Below are 16643 nucleotides of genomic sequence, written 5' to 3'. Positions count from 1 at the left end.
GCGTAGGCTCAGGGCATGGCATCATCCGGCGGCGTGCTCGGCGACCGAGGGCTCGCGGTGCTCGCAGGCGTGCACCGCTGGGTCATCCGGGTCACCGGGGGCCGCCTCGGATGGCGCATCGGACGACTCGTCACCGTCGAACTCCACACGGTCGGACGCCGCACGGGGCGGCCGCGGACCACGATCCTGTCGGCGCCGATCGCCGAGCCGGACCGGGTGGTCCTGGTCGCGTCGAGGGGTGGAGACGACCGGCATCCGGCCTGGTACCTGAACCTCGTCGACCATCCCGACGTGGTCGTCGACTTCCGTGAGGGGAGCCGGCCCATGCGGGCGCGCACGGCGACGCCCGCGGAGAAGGCGGAGCTCTGGCCGCGGATCACCGCCGCCTATCCCGGCTACGAGCACTACCAGCGTCGTACCCGTCGCGAGATCCCGGTGGTGATCTGCGAACCCGTGCAGTGAACGACCCCGCCCGACGGTTGACGGGACGAGCGCTGACCCCGAGCATGGGCGGATGGGGGAGCGCGACGAGGACGCGGGGACGATCGTGCTGCGTGCGCTCGTCGACGTGCGTGACCGCCTCGAGGAGTACCGGCCCCTCGCGCTCGCGGACGAGCCGGACGCGCTGCACCAGATGCGCACGAGCGTGCGTCGCCTGCGCAGTCTGCTCGCCGCCTACGGGCCGGTGCTCGACGCCGGCGTGGTGACCGGGCTGCGGCGCCGGCTCCGCGAGCTCGGCCACGAGCTCGGCACCGTGCGCGACCTCGAGGTGCGCGTCCAGGTGGCCGAGGCCGCGCTCGCGGACGCCGACGAGGCGGGGCGCTTCGCGACTCCCGACGAACGGGTCCGCATGCGCAGCATCCTGATCGACGAGGAGACCGCCGCCCACGATCGTGCGCACGCGCGGTTCGCCGAGCGGCAGCGGTTGCCGCGGGCCGTCGCCAGGCTGGAGGAACTGGATCGCGTGCTGCGCGACCCGCCCCTCGTCGAGCGGGCGGGGCGGCCCGCGCACCGCGAGCTCGCCCGGCTGCTCGACCGCGAGGCCCGTCGCGCGGCGAAGCGGGCCCGTCGGCTGCCGGATGACGCGGGAGCCGAGGACCTGCACGACCTGCGGAAGGCCGCTCGGCGGCTGCGCTACGCCGCGGAGGCGGTGACGCAGCCGCCCGTCGAGCTGTTCGGCGAGCGGGCCGTGGCGCTGGCCGAGGCGGGCGACGAGATCCACGACGTGCTCGGCGATCACCGCGACGAGCTGCTCTTCGCGGAGCACCTTCGGCGTGCGGCCGCGCATGAGGCGCACGCGGGTCGATCGGGCGACGCGCTCCAGCGGCTCGCCGACGACGCCGACGCTCGCGCCGACCGCCATCTGGGGCGCCTGCCCGATGCGGTCGACGACCTGCTCGATGCGGCACGGAGGTGGCACGCGAAGCACGGGTAGCGGGTCGGGCTCCGACCGCTCAGTCGGCGAGGCGCCGCTGCATCACGACCCGGTGCGGCTTGGGCCTCGCGACCTCGGTGAAGCCCGCCGCCTCGAACATCGAGACGGTGCCCGGGAACAGCTCGGCGGCGGGCGGCTTGCGGCGTTCGGCCGGGTCGACGGCGTAGGCCTCGACGATCCGTGCGCCGTGCTCGCGGGCGGTCTCGACAGCCGCAGCGGCGAGGGCGGTCGCGACGCCCTTCCGGCGGAAGCGTCGCGGGATGACGAAGCAGGAGACCGACCAGATCCCGGCGTCCGCGAAGTCCGGTTCGGTGGTGGCGGAGCCGACGGGGCTGTACTGCAGGCGGACGAGTGCCGGGCGTGGTTCGACCGCGCACCAACCCACGGGGGTCGCACCGTCATACGCCAGGAGGCCGGGACCCGGCCCGGGCTCGGCCAGTTGCGCGGCGAGCCGCTCGCGGAGCTCGGCCGGCGTCGCCTCCCGCCAGTCGGCACCGCGCACCTTGTACCACTGGCACCAGCAGCCGGCCGGGTCCCCGCGCGTGCCGAACACCGCCTCGACGTCGGCGAAGGGGACCGTGGCGGCGGGGACGATGCGCAGGCTCGTCGCCGGGGGCGCGTGGTCGTGGTCGGGTCGCTCCATGGGGTGACCGTATCGCCATGCGGCGACATCCGCCTACCGTAGTGAATGAGGGTAATGATGAAGTAACATCACGATATGACCCCCGACCCCACCGTGCTCGACCGGCTGCTCGAGATCAGCGAACTCTTCCAGCGCGATCTCGCCCGCGAGTTCTCCGGCACGTCGCTGACCACGGCCCGCACCCGCGTCCTCTGGGACCTCGTGCATGCCGGACCCTCGACGCAGCAGGCCCTCGCGACCCGCCTCGAGGTGAGCGCCCGCAACATCACCGGCCTCGTCGACGCGCTCGAGCAGGCCGGCTACGTGGAACGCTCGCCGCACCCGACCGACCGCCGGGCGACGCTCGTGACGCTCACCCCGCCGGCCGAGGAACTCATGCGCGAGATGCAGCGCGACCACCAGGAGCTGTCGGCAACCCTCCTCCACGCCGTGCCGGCGGCCGACCGAGATGCGTTCCTCCGCGGCATCGATGCGGTCGCCGAACGGCTCCGGGGACTCGTCGCCGCCTCGGGGGCCGGCCGCACCGCGGCCCCGTCGATCGAGCCGGTTCCATGAGCGCCGACGTCCAGCGGGCCGCCCGGCCGTCCGCCGCTCGTCGGTTCGGCGTCTTCGCGCTGCGCGCGCTGAAGCTCGAGCTCCGCATCTACGCGAGCATCGGTCGACTCGTCGCCCGCCGTCCCGCCGTCGCGCCCGGAGCCACCGGATTCGCCTACCATGCCCCGGTGTTCACGATCCTCATGGTGTTCATCGTGCTCTCGGCGGTCGAGATCCCGATCATCGACCTGATCGTGCACCGGTGGCCCGTCGTGCGCATCTCCTTCCTGATCCTCGGTATCTGGGGGCTCACCTGGATGATCGGCCTCCTCGCGGCCTACCTGATGCGCCCGCACACCGTCGGACCCGACGGGATCCGGGTGCGCGAAGGCCTCGAGATCGACCTGCCGCTGACCTGGGACGACATCGCGTCCGTCGCGCTCGACCGACGCACCGACGAACCCAAGTCACCGCGGGTGACCGAGGCGGACGGCACCCGCATCCTGTCGCTCCGGATGCAGGACCGGACCGTGATCACCATCGAGCTCGAGCGGCCGACGATCGTCGCCCTGCCCGGCACCGCGCCCAAGGGCGGCCGGCAGGCGGTCGACGAGGTGCGCATCTGGGTCGACGACCCGGGCGGGTTCATGGCTGCCGTGCGCCGGCACATCTGAGCGGGCCGCGGCCACCGCCGACCGGATGCCGCGGCGGTCCGCGTGTGCACGAGCACCCCCTCCGATGCCGCTATGATGGTCGAGTTGTCTTCTGCGGGAACGCGGAGGACATCGGGCTGTGGCGCAGCTTGGTAGCGCACTTGACTGGGGGTCAAGGGGTCGCAGGTTCAAATCCTGTCAGCCCGACCGGAGAGGCCCGGAACCACGCGGATCACGCGAGGTTCCGGGCCTTCGTCGTCCCTCCCGCGCCGCCCGGCACGGCGCCCGAGGCCGTACGGTGAAGGACATGGACACGGTGCTCGCGGTCGGCGCGGTCATCACCGATGCCGACGGTCGCGTGCTCCTCGTCCGGCGGGCGCACGAGCCGCAGCGCGGACGGTGGTCCGTGCCCGGCGGCCGCGTCGAACCGGGGGAGACGCTCGAGGCGGCGGCGGCGCGCGAAGCGCTCGAGGAGACCGGGCTGCGCGTCCTGGTGGGCCGGGAACTCTGGACGATCCGCGTCCCCGCCGGGACCGGCATCGAGTACGAGGTCCACGGCTTCGCCGCAGCCGTCCTCGGCGGGACGCTCGACCACGGCGACGACGCCGACGATGCGCGCTGGGTCCCGTCCGGCGACCTGCCGGGGATGCCGCTCACCACCGACCTGCTCGAGCTGCTGCGATCCGCGGGCATCATCTCGATCGACGCTCCGGTGGCGGCCGACGCCCCGGCGACCGCGTCGCACGACGGGGACCGGCACTGATGGGGTTCACGCGCGCCGAGCTCGAGTCGTTCCGGGGCCGGAGCGTCGACGACCTCATGCCCGAGCGACCCAGACTCGTGTTCGTCGGCATCAACCCCGGCCTCTGGACCGCCGCCACCGGCACCCACTTCGCCCACCCCGGCAACCGGTTCTACCCCGCCCTCGTCGCGGCGGGCATCATCCCGCGGATGCCGCGCTTCGCCGATGGATTCACCGAGGAGGACCGGCGGATGTTCCTCGACGCCGGCATCGGCATCTCCAACCTCGTGCACCGGGCCACCGCCCGGGCCGACGAACTCGACCGCGCCGAGCTGCGCGCCGGGGCGGCGAGGCTCGCCGCCGACGTCGCCGCGTGGCATCCGCTCGTCGTCGCGATCGTCGGCCTCACCGCCTATCGGCAGGGCTTCGGCCGGCCGAAGGCCAGGGCGGGGCGGCAGGAGGAACGGCTCGCCGACGCCGAGCTCTGGGTGGTGCCCAACCCGAGCGGGCTCAACGCGCACGCGACGGTCGCCGATCTCGCGGTGGCGTACGCCCAACCGGCGCGCGCTGCGGGGATCGAGCTGCACCCTCCGGTGCGCTGAGCGCGCCGTCGACCGGGCCGTCCGGGCGGCGTGACGAAGGTCCTGCGGACGACACGGGAGAGCAGGAGCGCATAATGGATTGATGAATCCGTCAATCCATTAGGGGAGTGCATGTTCTCGGACGCCAGTCGCCCGCTGTACGAGGTCAAGGCCAACCTCTTCAAGGGCCTCGCGCACCCGCTCCGGGTGCGCGTGCTCGAGGTGCTCGCGTCATCCGCCGGCGAGACGCCCGTCTCCGACCTGCTCGAGGCGACCGGACTCGAGGCCTCGCACCTCTCGCAGCACCTCGCCGTCCTCCGCAACTACGGGCTCGTCACCGCCGAGCGCCGCGGCAACCAGGTGCGCTATCGGCTCGCGTACCCGCAGGTCGCCGACCTGCTGCGCGTCGCGCGGGCGCTGCTCGCCGAGGTGCTGCAGACCACCGAACGGCAGCTCCTCGAGCAGTCCGCGCTGCCCGACCTCGCTCCGCCCGAAACGGCCGACGCGACGACGGATGCCGCAGCGACCCGGACCGGCGCATGACCGCCGCGCCCGCGCCCGCGTCCGCGCAGCGCGCCGCACGCGCCATCCGCTCGCTGCTGCCCGCCGCCACCGACTACCGCGACGTGCGTCGCACCTGGAAGGGCGACCTCGTGGCGGGGATCACGGTCGGCATCGTCGCGCTGCCGCTCGCCCTCGCCTTCGGCGTGAGTTCGGGCGCCGGGGCGGCGAGCGGCCTGGTCACCGCCATCGTCGCGGGCGTCGTCGCGGCCGTGTTCGGCGGATCGAACGTGCAGGTGTCCGGTCCGACCGGAGCGATGGTGGTCGTGCTCGCGCCCATCATCGCCGCGCACGGACTCGGCGCGCTCGCGATCGTCGGCGTGCTGGCCGGGCTCATGGTGCTCGCCGCCGGCATCCTCCGGCTCGGCCGGGCCGTCACGTTCATCCCCTGGCCGGTCATCGAGGGCTTCACCCTCGGCATCGCCGTCATCATCTTCCTGCAGCAGGTGCCCTCCGCGCTCGGCGTGCCCGCGACCGAGGGCGTCAACGCCATCGTCGGCGCCGTCGACGCGGTGACGCGCACGTCATGGCCGGATGCCGCGTGGGCCCTCGCCGTCGTCGCGGTCGTCGCCGCGGTCATGCTCGCCGCCCCGCGCATCCACCCGCTCGTACCCGGCTCGATCATCGCGATCGTCGTCGCGACCGTCATGACCACGCTCGCCGCCGCGCCCGTCGCCACGATCGGCGAACTGCCCTCCGGGCTGCCCGCGCCGGTGGTGCCGGCCATCGACCTCGAGACGCTCGGCGCGCTGCTGCTGCCCGCCGCGACCGTCGCGGCGCTCGCCGCCATCGAGTCGCTCCTCTCGGCGCGGGTCGCGGCGACCATCTCCGACACCGGTCCGTACGACGCCGACCGCGAGCTCGTCGGCCAGGGGCTCGCCTCGGTCGCGTCCGCGCTGTTCGGCGGCATGCCCGCGACGGGCGCGATCGCGCGCACCGCGGTGAACGTCCGCTCGGGTGGGCGGACGCGCCTCGCCGCGGTCCTCCATGCCGTGCTGCTCGCCGGGATCGTCGCGATCGGCGCCGCCGTCGTCGCCGCCATCCCGCTCGCTGCGCTCGCGGGCGTGCTCATGGTCACCGCCACCCGCATGATCTCGTTGGCGACCGTCCGCACCGTCATGGGAGCCACGCGGGCCGACGCGATGGTCTTCGCCGGCACCGCGATCGTGACCGTGAGCGTCGACCTGATCACCGCGGTCCTCGTGGGCATCGCCATCGCCGCGTTCCTCGCCCTGCGCACACTCGCCCGATCGAGCGGCGTGCACCGCGAAGAGCTGCCGGCTCCCGCGGAGGCCGGCGACGAGCGCATCGCGCTGTTCCGCCTCGAGGGTGCGCTGTTCTTCGGCGCGGCCGAGCGGATGCTGCAGCGGGTCGGCGCGCTGCGCGACGTCGACGTGGTCATCATCCGGATGTCGCAACTCCAACTGCTCGACGCCACGGGCGCCCAGGTGATCACCGAGCTCATCCACGCGCTCGAGCGGCGCGGGGTCACCGTGCTGGTGAAGGGCATCCAGGGCCGCCACCTCGAGCTCGCCACCCGAGTGGGCGTGATCGCCTCCCTCCGGCACCGCAACCACCTCTTCGACGACCTCGCCGCCGCCGTCGAGCACGCCCGCAGCCACGCCCGGCGCGCCGCGGAGGCGCACGGCTGAGCGTCTCCGCGGGGCGTTCGGCAAGCCCCTGCCGCGGCATCCGGAGCTCGGGCACGATGGAGGCATGCCCGCCCCTGCGCCCACCGTCTCGGTCGTCATCCCCGTCAAGGACGATGCCGACGTGCTCCGGCGGTGCCTCGCCGCACTCGCCGATCAGCAGGTCCGCCCGGACGAGATCGTCGTCGTGGACAACGGGTCGACCGACGACTCCGCCGACGTCGCCAGGGCAGCCGGGGCGCGGGTCGTCACCGAGCCCGAGGCCGGGATCCCGGCCGCGTCGGCCCGCGGGTTCGATGAGGCGCGATGCGAGATCGTCGCACGGCTCGACGCCGACTCCGTGCCGCCGCCCGGCTGGATCGCGCACATCTCCTCGACGTTCGCCGACGACCCCGAGCTCACCGCCATCACGGGTCCCGCGACGTTCATCGACGGGCCCGTCCGGTGGCGCCGTCCACTCGCGCTGGCCTACCTCGGCAGCTACTTCGCCGCGGTCACGCCCGCCCTCGGACACGTGCCGCTCTTCGGCTCGAACTTCGCCGCTCGGCGATCCGCATGGCTGGAGGTGCGCGACCGGGTGCACCGCCACGACCCGCTCATGCACGACGACATGGACCTGTCGGTGCACCTCGGCCCGCGGCGCCGCATCCGCTACGACCACCGGCTCACGATGGGCGTCTCGATGCGAGCCCTCTCGGGCGACCGGATGCTGCGACTGCGGCGCGGCATGCACTCGATCGTGTCCCACTGGCCGGCCGAGTTCCCCTGGTATCGGTGGTACCGCCGCGCCGTGCGCCCGCGCACCCGCCCGCGGCGCCCCATCGTCCGCCCCTCGCGCTGACGTCGCCGGAGCGGCGGCGTACCATGGGAGGCACGCCGGCCGGGGCGCTCTGGAGGGAGCAGCACTGGTCACCTGGCATCCGATCCTCGCCGCCGACGAGCCCGAACCCGGCCGATGGCGCCTGGTCGACACGATGGGCCGCGAGTACGGTCGCGTCACCATCGTCCGCCTCGACGGCGACATCCGCTACCGGGCCGAGTTCGAGGGCCGACTGCTCGGTTGGTCGGCCACGCTCCGCAGCGCCTGCGAACGGGTGCACACGGCCTTCGTGCGCTCGCACGGCCCGGGGGAGTGGCAGGGATACCCGGACTTCTCGCACGCCGGAAGATGAACCGGATCCCACGTGTCCATGAGGAAATGTCGATACCTTTGACGACTTTCACAGGAAACGGGCACGACTCGTGGAGGAAGTCCGTGCAGACTGGCCGCTTCGCCACGGCGACCCCCCTTCACTGCACCGAGACGACAGGAACCTCGGCGCGCCGGCACAGCACGCGCGCGCCGACACGTGACATCTATGCGCAACGAGACGACTTCCCCCAACGCCCCCCAGCACCCCACTCCCGAAGACCTCGCGACGACGCGAACCCGCGTCCGACGCACGCGTCGCAACCGCCGGACGCTGCTCGCCTCCGGCGCGGTCGTGGCCGTCGGCGCGCTCGTCGGTTCCGGCTTCGCCCTGCAGGGCGCCGTCGCCGACGAGCACGCCCGCATCGCGGAGACCGCGGCGCTCGCCGAGGCCCACAACCGCGGCATCGAGCAGCTCGACGCCCACGGCGGCATCCTCCAGGCCCAGGCCGTGAAGTACGCGGAGGACACCCTCACCGTCGCCGGCGACACGCTCGCCGCCGCCGAGGGCAAGGCCGATGCTGCCGAGCTCGCGTCCACGGTCGCGACGCTCGAGCACTACACCTACCTCGCTCCGGAGCGCGTGTTCGAGCTCGTCGACGTCGCCACCGCGCACGCCGACCAGGTCAAGGCCGAGATCGCCGCGTTCGACAAGGCCGCCGCCGAGAAGGCCGCGGCCGAGAAGGCCGCCGCTGAGAAGGCTGCGGCTGAGAAGGCCGCCGCCGAGGCGCAGGCGGAGCCGAGCACGCCGTCCTACCCGTCCGGCCCGGCGAACCCGAGCGGTGCGCAGGCGATCGCCCGCGACCTCATGTCGTCCATGTACGGCTGGGGCGACGACCAGTTCGGCTGCCTCGTCGACCTCTGGAACAAGGAGTCGGGCTGGAACGTCTACGCCACGAACCCCTCCAGCGGCGCGTACGGCATCCCGCAGGCCCTCCCCGGCGACAAGATGGCGACGGCCGGTGCCGACTGGCAGACCAGTGCCGCCACGCAGATCAAGTGGGGCCTGGGCTACATCTCCGGCCGCTACGGCACCCCCTGCGGCGCCTGGTCGCACTCGGTGTCGGTCGGCTGGTACTGATCCCCGCCACCCGGTTCGGCCCGGACCTTCGAAGGTCGGCGGCCACCGGCTGAGCCCCCGTTCGAGCACCGCCCGCTCGTCCGCGTCCGACGCGGCGAGCGGGCGGTGCTCGTTTGCTCTGCGCGGGTCTCTGCGCCCGCGCCGCCGCCCGTGACGGATGGCCTCCGCACGGCGATCGCGCCGATCCCCGACGCGCCGGTCGACGGGGACCGAAGTCCCGCCGGTCCGCACCGGGCGATGCTAGCGTCCGCGCATGGGGTCGGCGTCGCCGGCCGCTCCGGCAGTGATGATCGGGGGACGCATGCTCCGGGACCGGTGGGCTCGGCGGGGGGATCCCGCCGACCGACGAGGGGAGCCGCTCGTCCCGGACGCCGCGTCCGCTGCCTCGGTGCCGCGGGCGCCGCTGCCGCGCGCCACCGTCATCCTGCTCGGCCTCGCCGCCGCCGTCGTGGTCGTGTTCGGACTCGCCGCGGCCCGGAGCGTGGTGGCGCCCGTGGTGCTCGCGCTCGTCCTGACCATCTGCGTGCACCCGATCCGCCGCCGCCTCGAGCGGCGGGGCGTGCCCCGCGGCCTGGCGACGGGCAGTGCGATCGTCGCGGTGTTCGCGCTCCTGACCGGGTTCTTCGCAGCGCTGTTCGTCGCGCTCGCCCAGTTCACCGCACTGCTGCCGCAATACGCGGACCAGATCGAGGCGGGCGTCGCGGCCGTCGCCGACGCGCTCGAGTCGATCGGATTCGGCGCCGCGCAGGCCGAGACCATCGTCGCCGGACTCGAGCCGTCACGGGCGATCGAGATCGCCACGGGCCTGCTCGGCGGCGTGACCGGCGTCGTGTTCTCGCTCGTCTTCGTCCTCACCCTGCTGATCCTCATGGCGGTGGACGCGACCTACGGCCCGGCCATCCTGCGCCAGCTCGAGCCGCGACGGCCCGACCTCGTGGAGGCACTGGCCGGATTCACCCGCAACGTGCGCCGCTACATGGTGGTCACGACCGGGCTCGGCGTCGTCCAGGGGCTCGTCAACTGGCTGGCCCTCGTCATCCTCCAGGTCCCCGGGGCGCTGCTCTGGGGGCTCCTGTCGTTCATCTGCAGCTTCATCCCGAACATCGGCTACTTCATCGCGATCATCCCGCCGATCGTGTTCGGGTTCCTCGCCGGGGGCTGGCCGACGGCCGTCGCCGTCATCGTCGTCTACGGCCTGGTCAACGCGGTCGTGCAATCGATCATCCAGCCGAAGGTGGTCGGCGGCGCCGTCCGACTGAGCGAGACGATCACGTTCGTGTCGGTGCTGTTCTGGGCGCTCGTGCTCGGCCCGGTCGGGGCGATCCTGGCCGTGCCGCTCACCCTGCTCGCCCGCGCGGTGCTCATCGACGCCGACCCCGGCACCCGGTGGTGGCGGCCGGCCACCGGTGACGTGCACGAGACCAAGGAGCTCGCCTCCGAGATGTCCGCCGAGGCCCGTGCGGAGGGCCGCGCCGAACGTGCCGCGCGCGCCGGTCGTCGCCGCAGCCGGTGACCCCGGTCCGCCCCGGCGGATCCCCGCCCGCCCCGACGGGTCGGCGTCCGGATCCCGGAGCCGTCGATAGCCTGTCGGGATGAGCGAGCGCACCGAACCCGCCCTCGAGCCCGCCCGCGGCGGCATCCGCGCCCGACTGACCCGGATGGTCGAGTGGGCGATGAGCACCAAGCCCGTCCGCGCGTTCCTGCGCTACCAGGAGGCGCACGGACCGGCGCTGGCGGACTCGGTGACCTACCGCACGCTCTTCTCGGTGTTCGCGGGCGTGTACCTCGGGTTCGCGGTCGCCGGCATCTGGCTGGCGGGCAACCGCGACGCGATCGAGGCCCTCGTCGAGACGGTCGGCACCGTCATCCCGGGACTCGTGGGGGAGGGCGGCGTCATCGACCCCGACGACATCGTGCAGCCGCTCACCCTGAGCATCACCGGTGCGCTCGCGCTGCTCGGTCTGCTCGGCGCCGCGATCGGCGCGATCTCCTCCCTCGACGTGGCGCTCCGCGCGCTCACGGGCCGCCCGGAGCCCGAGCGGTTCTTCCTCTGGACGATCCTGCGCAACCTGGCCATCGCCATCGGGTTCGGCGTGCTGCTGGCGTTCGCCGCGTTGATCACGGTCGTCGGCACGGGCGCCCTCGGCGTCGCGCTCGACTGGCTCGGCCTGCCCGTCGGCGACGCCCTGCTCGACACCGGCTCGCGCACGCTCACGATCCTCGTGACCTTCGTCATCGACACGGTGGTGATCGCCGGGCTGTTCCGGGTGCTGTCCGGCCTGCGGCCGGGAGCCCGGACGCTGTGGGCCGGCGCGCTCATCGGCGGCGCCGGGCTGACCGTGCTGCAGGTGCTCTCGGGCCTCTTCGTCGGCGGTGCCACGAATAACCCGCTGGTCGCCTCGTTCGGATCGATCATCGCGCTGCTCATCTGGCTGAACCTCTCCAGCCAGGTCGTGCTCCTCGCGAGCGCCTACATCGTCACCGGCGTGGACGACGAGACCGATCGCGTGGCGTCGCGCTACGGGGCCACGTCGGCCGCACTGCGACGCCTCAAGCGCGCCGAACGACGCGCAGCGGATGCCGCGGCCGAGGTGGCGGCGGCCCGCGACGCACTGCCGGGCGTGCACGATCCCGGCGTGCACGCCCGGCAGCGGCGTTCCTGAGGGTCGAGGTCAGGGCCCGGCGATCCCGTCGCGGCGTCGGTCGGCGTCGAAGTCCGAGTCGGTGTACTCGCCCTCCTCCTCGATGACGACGGCGTCCGCGGCGGCGTCGTCCACGACCACCGCGTCTCCGTCGGCGTTCCAGTCGCCGTCGTTCACGCCGGCGTCGGCGTCCTTCGGGAGGACCGCATCGGCGGGCAGCTCGGAGTCGGTGTACTCGCCCTCGAACGGCTCATCGGATCGGATGTCGGCCATGCTCACTCCGTTCGTCGCGACCGTGGTCCCGCTCGGCGCGGCGGTCAAGGCACACGCTAGGCATCCACGGGCCCGGCGTCCACCCTGTTGACGCGTCGGCTCGGCGCGAGTAGTGCCCGGGCAGGCGGATCGCGCCGACGTCGACGCCGGCCGCCCCTCGACGCCCCGGGAGCGCGGGGTTAGGCTCCCCGCATGTGCAGGAACATCCACCCCCTCCACAACTTCGAGCCGGCGGCGACCGACGACGAGGTCCGGGCCGCCGCGTTGCAGTACGTCCGCAAGGTCAGCGGAGCCACCCGCCCGTCGAAGGCGAACCAGGCCGCGTTCGACGAGGCCGTCGACGCGATCGCGCACGCCACCCAGCACCTCCTCGATCATCTCGTCACCTCGGCGCCGCCGAAGGACCGCGAGGTCGAGGCGGCCAAGGCGAGGGCGCGCGCCGCCAAGCGGTACGCCACGGCGAGCGCCTGAGGCGTCGCGTCGGCGGCGAGGGGTAGCGTCGATCCATGGCCGGCGACGCGGTGACCCTGCACATCCCCGGACCCGACGGCGAGCGCGCCGTGCGGATCTCCAGTCCCTCGCGCGTGCTGTGGCCCGGTCCGGGCATCACGAAGCTCGAGCTGGCCGAGTACCTCGTCGCCGTCGGCGCGGCCTTCGTCGCCGCGAACGGCGGCCGGCCGGTCTCGCTCGAACGCTTCCCCGAGGGCGTCGACGGCGAACGCTTCTTCTCCAAGAACCCGCCCCGCGGCGTTCCGGAGTGGATGCGCGACGTCACCGTCGCCTACCCCAGCGGGCGCCGCCACCCGCAGCTCGTGATCGATGAACCGGCCGGAGCGGTGTGGGCCGCCCAGATGAACACCGTCGTCTTCCACCCGTGGGCGTCGCGTGCCGAGGCGACCGACCTGCCCGACCAGCTGCGGGTCGACCTGGATCCCCAGCCCGGCACGGGGTTCGCCCAGGCGGTGCCGGCGGCCCTCGCGATGCGCGACCTCCTCTCCGAGGTCGGACTCACCGGGTACGTGAAGACCTCCGGGAACCGCGGCATCCACGTCTTCGCGCCCATCGAGCCCGAGCACGAGTTCCTCGACGTCCGCCACGCCGTCATCGCACTCGCCCGCGAACTCGAGCGCCGCATGCCCGACGCGGTCACGACCGCGTGGTGGAAGGAGGAGCGCGGCGAACGCATCTTCCTCGACTTCAACCAGGCCAACCGCGACCGCACGATGGCGGGCGCCTACAGCCCGAGGCCGCTGCCCGACGCGACCGTGTCGTGCCCGCTCGACTGGGACGAGCTCGAGTCGACGGACCCGGCCGAGCACACCATCCGCACCGTCCCCGCCCGCCTGGCGGAGCGGGGCGACCCGTGGGCCGAGATGCACGCGGTCCCCGGGCGCATCGACACCCTCCTCGAGTGGTGGCAGCGCGACCTCGACGACGGACTGCCCGAGCTGCCGTTCCCGCCCGACTTCCCCAAGATGCCGGGGGAGCCCACGCGGGTCCAGCCGAGCCGCGCCCGCCGCGACGACGCCGACGACTGACGCCGCCGGCCCGCGGCGCACCGCGGCCCAGGTCACACGTGCGTCGGCGCGGTCCTCGTGTGCGGCACCCCGTGCACCGAGCGATGCAGCCGCTCCATGCGCGCGTCGAGTTCGGCGGCCGTCCGCGCGGCATCCGTCAACTGCTCGAGCAGGTCCCCCGGCACGCGTCGGTCGTACTTGTAGTAGATCTTGTGCTCGAGGCTCGCCCAGAAGTCCATCGCGATCGTCCGGATCTGCACCTCGACGGCGACGGCGTGCTCACCGGTCGAGAGGAACACGGGCACCTCGACGATGAGGTGCAGGCTCTGGTAGCCGTTCTCCTTCGGCTGCGCGATGTAGTCCTTCACCTGGAGCACGCGCACGTCCGCCTGCGCCGTCAGCAGCTCCGCGAGCCGGTACGCATCCGAGACGAAGCTGCACGTCACGCGCACGCCGGCGATGTCGGTGATCGTCTCGCGGATCCCGTCGAACGTCGGCTCCACGCCCTTGCGGCGCATCTTCTCCACCACGCTGTCGACCGACTTCAACCGGCTCGAGATGTGCTCGATGGGGTTGTACGCGTGCGCCTGGCTGAACTCCTCCCGCAGGATCGACAGCTTCGTGATCACCTCGTCCATGCCGAACTTGTACCGCTGCATGAACCGCTCGGTCTCGTCCCGCAGTGCTCGCATCTCGTCGAGCGTGCGACCGTCCAGCGCATCGAGCGACCGTTGCGCCCGGGGCGTCAGCATGGGGCCGGTGCGATGGGTGCGCGGGGTTCCGTCGAGCGGGGTCACGGATGCCACGGTAGGGCGCCGAGCTTCGGGTTCCCTATGGATCAGGTGCCCGTTCGCAGCGACGGGTCACCCCACCGCGTCGACGTACCGCCACCGGTCCTCGCGCACGAACCGGCTCACCTCCGACTGCGCGCCGCGCTCGCCGTCGACGACGTAGCGGGCCACGAACTCGACCAGGCCGTCGCGGTCGAGGGGACCGCCCCGCTCCGAGCGGACGATCTCGAGCGATCGCCACGTGATCTGCGGGTCGAGCTCGAGCGTGCGAGGGCGCGTCGACGGATCCCACGTGGCGAGCAGGTACGCCGCGTCGCCCACGGCGAACGCGGTGTACCGCGATCGCATGAGCTGCACGGCCGTCGGAGCCGCGGCCCTGCCGGAGAGGTACGGCCCGCAGCACTCGCCGTACGCGGCGCCGCTCCGGCACGGGCACGGCGACGACGCGGCGGGCCGGTCGACGGGGGTCTGCGGAGGCATCACACCAGTGTGCCGCACCAGTCGGGCACCAAGCGCGCGCGCCTCCGGTCATGGGATGCCCAGCCGAAACCGAGGTTTCATCCAGATTCATAGGGAAGGGTGGGGGACTTGTGCGCCCGGGACCGTGACGGCCCGGGCGATCCCATGCCCCCGCTCGGAGGGCCCCCGACCTGAGTGATCCGAGCGCCCCCCAGACTATGCGCAACGAGATCCAGCAGACCGAGAACCAGCACACCGACACCCGGCAGACCACCCCGTTCGCCACCCCCGCCGCCACCCGCCGGGCCGCCCGCCGCCGCCGGGTCGGACGACGCCGGCTCATCGCCGGCGGCGCCGTCCTCACCGCCGGCCTCGTCGCCGGCACGGGCTTCACGATGCAGTCCGCGCTCGCCGCCCAGGAGCGCGTCCAGGCCACCGCGGCCATCACCGACGCCGCATCGCGCGACGCCCTCCAGCTCGGCGCGTACGCCGGCATCGCCGAGGCGAAGACCCACGCCCAGGCCCAGGACACCCTCGCGCTCGCCGAGGACACGCTCGCCGAGGTCGAGGGCAAGGTCGACGCCGGTGGGCTCGAGGCGTCCGTCGCCTCCCTCGGCGACTACGAGACCCTGCCGCTCGACGAGGTGCGCGAGCTCACCGCCGAGACCAAGGTCCGCATCGCCGAGGCGATGAAGGCCGCGGAGGCGAAGGACCGCGCGGCCGCCGAGCAGGCCGCCGCCGCGGCGGCGCTCGCGCGCGCCAACACCCCCGAGGGCGCGAAGCAGTCGGCACGCGAGATCATGTCCTCGCAGTACGGGTGGGGCGAGGACCAATTCCAGTGCCTCGACTCGCTCTGGACCAAGGAGTCGGGCTGGAACTACCAGGCCGTGAACCCCTCGAGCGGCGCGTACGGCATCGTCCAGGCGTGGCCGGCCGACAAGCTCGCCACCGCCGGCGCGGACTGGCGCACCAACGCGGCCACCCAGATCAAGTGGGGCCTGCAGTACATCGCCGCGAGCTACGGCTCGCCGTGCGCGGCCTGGGGCCACTCGCAGTCGGTCAACTGGTACTGATCGGCGCAGCACCGAGCCGAGGCGGCCGCGCGGGGGAGTCCTCGCGCGGCCGCCTCATGCCGTCCGCGGGTCGAGCAGGTGCCGGCGCTCCGGATGCCGGTCGAACCACTGCTCGACGTACCAGCAGCTCGGCACGATCCGCCGGCCCGTGCCCTGCTCCACGTCGTCGACGGCGAACCGCGTGAGCTCGGCGGCGAGTCCGGCGCCGCGGTAGGGCGGGTTGGTGAACGTCCGGACGAACGCGACGGCGTCGCCGAGCTCGCGGTAGTCGAGCACGCTCGCGATGACGCCGTCGACGCGCACGACGTAGCGCCGCAGGTCCGGTTCGTGGGCGAAGTCCTTCGTCACCGTCTCAGGCTACGACGCAGCCGCACGCTGCCCGCCGAGGCCGCGACGGCGTGGCCCCACGTCGAGCACGACGGCTGACCTCACGGCGTCAGCGGCCGCGGAGCCGATCGAGGTCGCGCCGCTCCCGCTTGGTCGGTCTGCCGCTCCCGCGGTCGCGGACCGGCACGGTCGGGACCGCCTCGCGCGGTGGGGGCGGCGGCGTGCGATCCTCGACGGCCGTCGCGGCGACCTCGGCGGAGACGCGCTTCACGATCGGCCGCCGCACGATGAGGATGCGGTCGAAGCCGTGGAGTCGGACCCTGACCTCGTCGCCGGGGCGGACGGGAAGTGCCGCCTTGGCGCGATCGCCGTTCACGCGCACGTGGCCGGCGCGGCATGCGGCCGTTGCGGCCGAGCGCGTCTTGCAGACGCGAACGGCCCACAGCCACGCGTCCACGCGCGCCGACTCGAGCTCTGCCATCGTCCCAGCCTT

22 protein-coding genes and 1 tRNA gene are annotated in these 16643 nt (G+C 73.3%); 17 read left to right on the top strand and 6 right to left on the bottom strand.

What is annotated here, in order from left to right; translation table 11 throughout:
* Positions 1-15: 15 nt before the first annotated feature.
* Both M1L56_RS09045 and M1L56_RS09040 read left to right on the top strand, forming a co-directional pair.
* Positions 16-462 carry a nitroreductase/quinone reductase family protein gene (locus M1L56_RS09045; protein WP_067945247.1) on the top strand — a complete coding sequence of 149 codons (447 nt, stop codon included), beginning with the start codon at positions 16-18 and terminating at the stop codon, positions 460-462.
* A 52-nt stretch (positions 463-514) separates the two neighbouring features.
* A complete protein-coding gene (locus M1L56_RS09040) occupies positions 515-1435 on the top strand; it encodes a CHAD domain-containing protein (protein WP_248598954.1) in 921 nt (306 codons plus the stop codon).
* A gap of 19 nt (positions 1436-1454) precedes the next feature.
* Here M1L56_RS09040 and M1L56_RS09035 read toward each other — a convergent pair whose 3' ends face one another.
* Positions 1455-2078, bottom strand: coding sequence for a GNAT family N-acetyltransferase (locus M1L56_RS09035; RefSeq protein WP_248598953.1), 624 nt, complete (start codon positions 2076-2078; stop codon positions 1455-1457).
* Positions 2079-2153: 75 nt separating this feature from the next.
* Here M1L56_RS09035 and M1L56_RS09030 point away from each other — a divergent pair, with 75 nt between their 5' ends.
* The 12 genes from M1L56_RS09030 (at position 2154) to M1L56_RS08975 (ending at position 11731) form a co-directional block, all read left to right on the top strand.
* Entirely contained in the window at positions 2154-2633 is a 480-nt protein-coding gene (locus M1L56_RS09030; RefSeq protein WP_248598952.1) for a MarR family winged helix-turn-helix transcriptional regulator, read from the top strand.
* Positions 2630-3286 carry a hypothetical protein gene (locus M1L56_RS09025; protein WP_248598951.1) on the top strand — a complete coding sequence of 219 codons (657 nt, stop codon included), beginning with the start codon at positions 2630-2632 and terminating at the stop codon, positions 3284-3286. Before M1L56_RS09030 ends, M1L56_RS09025 begins: the two co-directional genes overlap by 4 nt.
* 112 nt (positions 3287-3398) lie before the next feature.
* Positions 3399-3472 (top strand) — tRNA-Pro (locus M1L56_RS09020).
* Positions 3473-3572: 100 nt separating this feature from the next.
* On the top strand, positions 3573-4028 hold the full coding sequence (locus M1L56_RS09015; protein ID WP_248598950.1) for an NUDIX domain-containing protein: 456 nt from the start codon (positions 3573-3575) through the stop codon (positions 4026-4028).
* Positions 4028-4609, top strand: a complete 582-nt coding sequence (locus M1L56_RS09010) for a mismatch-specific DNA-glycosylase (protein WP_248598949.1) — start codon at positions 4028-4030, stop codon at positions 4607-4609. The genes M1L56_RS09015 and M1L56_RS09010 overlap by 1 nt, the downstream gene beginning before the upstream one ends.
* Before the next feature lie 111 nt (positions 4610-4720).
* Positions 4721-5131, top strand: coding sequence for a helix-turn-helix transcriptional regulator (locus M1L56_RS09005; RefSeq protein ID WP_248598948.1), 411 nt, complete (start codon positions 4721-4723; stop codon positions 5129-5131).
* Positions 5128-6801 (top strand): SulP family inorganic anion transporter, encoded by a 1674-nt coding sequence (locus M1L56_RS09000; RefSeq protein WP_248598947.1) that lies wholly within the window; start codon positions 5128-5130, stop codon positions 6799-6801. Before M1L56_RS09005 ends, M1L56_RS09000 begins: the two co-directional genes overlap by 4 nt.
* A 64-nt stretch (positions 6802-6865) precedes the next feature.
* Entirely contained in the window at positions 6866-7639 is a 774-nt protein-coding gene (locus M1L56_RS08995) for a glycosyltransferase family A protein (RefSeq protein ID WP_248598946.1), read from the top strand.
* 133 nt (positions 7640-7772) lie between these two features.
* The gene (locus M1L56_RS08990) at positions 7773-7970 is read left to right on the top strand and encodes a hypothetical protein (RefSeq protein ID WP_082846887.1); all 198 of its coding nucleotides are present in this window, start codon (positions 7773-7775) and stop codon (positions 7968-7970) included.
* A gap of 186 nt (positions 7971-8156) precedes the next feature.
* Positions 8157-9068 (top strand): hypothetical protein, encoded by a 912-nt coding sequence (locus M1L56_RS08985; RefSeq protein ID WP_248598945.1) that lies wholly within the window; start codon positions 8157-8159, stop codon positions 9066-9068.
* A gap of 388 nt (positions 9069-9456) precedes the next feature.
* Positions 9457-10581 (top strand): AI-2E family transporter, encoded by a 1125-nt coding sequence (locus M1L56_RS08980; RefSeq protein WP_248598944.1) that lies wholly within the window; start codon positions 9457-9459, stop codon positions 10579-10581.
* 79 nt (positions 10582-10660) lie between these two features.
* Entirely contained in the window at positions 10661-11731 is a 1071-nt protein-coding gene (locus M1L56_RS08975; protein WP_248598943.1) for a YihY/virulence factor BrkB family protein, read from the top strand.
* Positions 11732-11740: 9 nt separating this feature from the next.
* Here M1L56_RS08975 and M1L56_RS08970 read toward each other — a convergent pair whose 3' ends face one another.
* Entirely contained in the window at positions 11741-11983 is a 243-nt protein-coding gene (locus M1L56_RS08970; protein ID WP_067945267.1) for a hypothetical protein, read from the bottom strand.
* A 192-nt stretch (positions 11984-12175) separates the two neighbouring features.
* On the opposite strand from M1L56_RS08970, the gene M1L56_RS08965 reads away from it, so the two are divergent.
* Together M1L56_RS08965 and ligD are read left to right on the top strand one after the other, a co-directional pair.
* Entirely contained in the window at positions 12176-12454 is a 279-nt protein-coding gene (locus M1L56_RS08965; RefSeq protein ID WP_067945269.1) for a DUF2277 domain-containing protein, read from the top strand.
* Positions 12455-12489: 35 nt separating this feature from the next.
* Positions 12490-13521: a non-homologous end-joining DNA ligase gene (gene ligD / locus M1L56_RS08960; RefSeq protein WP_248598942.1), complete on the top strand. Its 1032-nt coding sequence runs from the start codon at positions 12490-12492 to the stop codon at positions 13519-13521.
* A gap of 32 nt (positions 13522-13553) precedes the next feature.
* Here ligD and M1L56_RS08955 read toward each other — a convergent pair whose 3' ends face one another.
* A complete protein-coding gene (locus M1L56_RS08955; protein WP_369798123.1) occupies positions 13554-14192 on the bottom strand; it encodes a GTP pyrophosphokinase family protein in 639 nt (212 codons plus the stop codon).
* A 171-nt stretch (positions 14193-14363) separates the two neighbouring features.
* A complete protein-coding gene (locus M1L56_RS08950) occupies positions 14364-14771 on the bottom strand; it encodes a YchJ family protein (protein ID WP_248598941.1) in 408 nt (135 codons plus the stop codon).
* 197 nt (positions 14772-14968) lie between these two features.
* On the opposite strand from M1L56_RS08950, the gene M1L56_RS08945 reads away from it, so the two are divergent.
* Positions 14969-15823 (top strand): hypothetical protein, encoded by an 855-nt coding sequence (locus M1L56_RS08945; protein ID WP_248598940.1) that lies wholly within the window; start codon positions 14969-14971, stop codon positions 15821-15823.
* Positions 15824-15877: 54 nt separating this feature from the next.
* Here the strand turns inward: M1L56_RS08945 and M1L56_RS08940 are convergent, their stop codons facing one another.
* Together M1L56_RS08940 and M1L56_RS08935 are read right to left on the bottom strand one after the other, a co-directional pair.
* Positions 15878-16171 (bottom strand): GNAT family N-acetyltransferase, encoded by a 294-nt coding sequence (locus M1L56_RS08940; RefSeq protein WP_067945277.1) that lies wholly within the window; start codon positions 16169-16171, stop codon positions 15878-15880.
* 88 nt (positions 16172-16259) lie between these two features.
* On the bottom strand, positions 16260-16631 hold the full coding sequence (locus M1L56_RS08935) for an RNA-binding S4 domain-containing protein (protein WP_248598939.1): 372 nt from the start codon (positions 16629-16631) through the stop codon (positions 16260-16262).
* Between the last annotated feature and the right edge of the window lie 12 nt (positions 16632-16643).

The sequence above is a fragment of the Agromyces sp. C10 genome (genome assembly GCF_023217995.1).
Lineage (GTDB): Bacteria > Actinomycetota > Actinomycetes > Actinomycetales > Microbacteriaceae > Agromyces > Agromyces indicus.
Note: the sequence above shows the minus strand (reverse complement) of the source record. Positions and strands in the feature narration are given on the sequence as shown.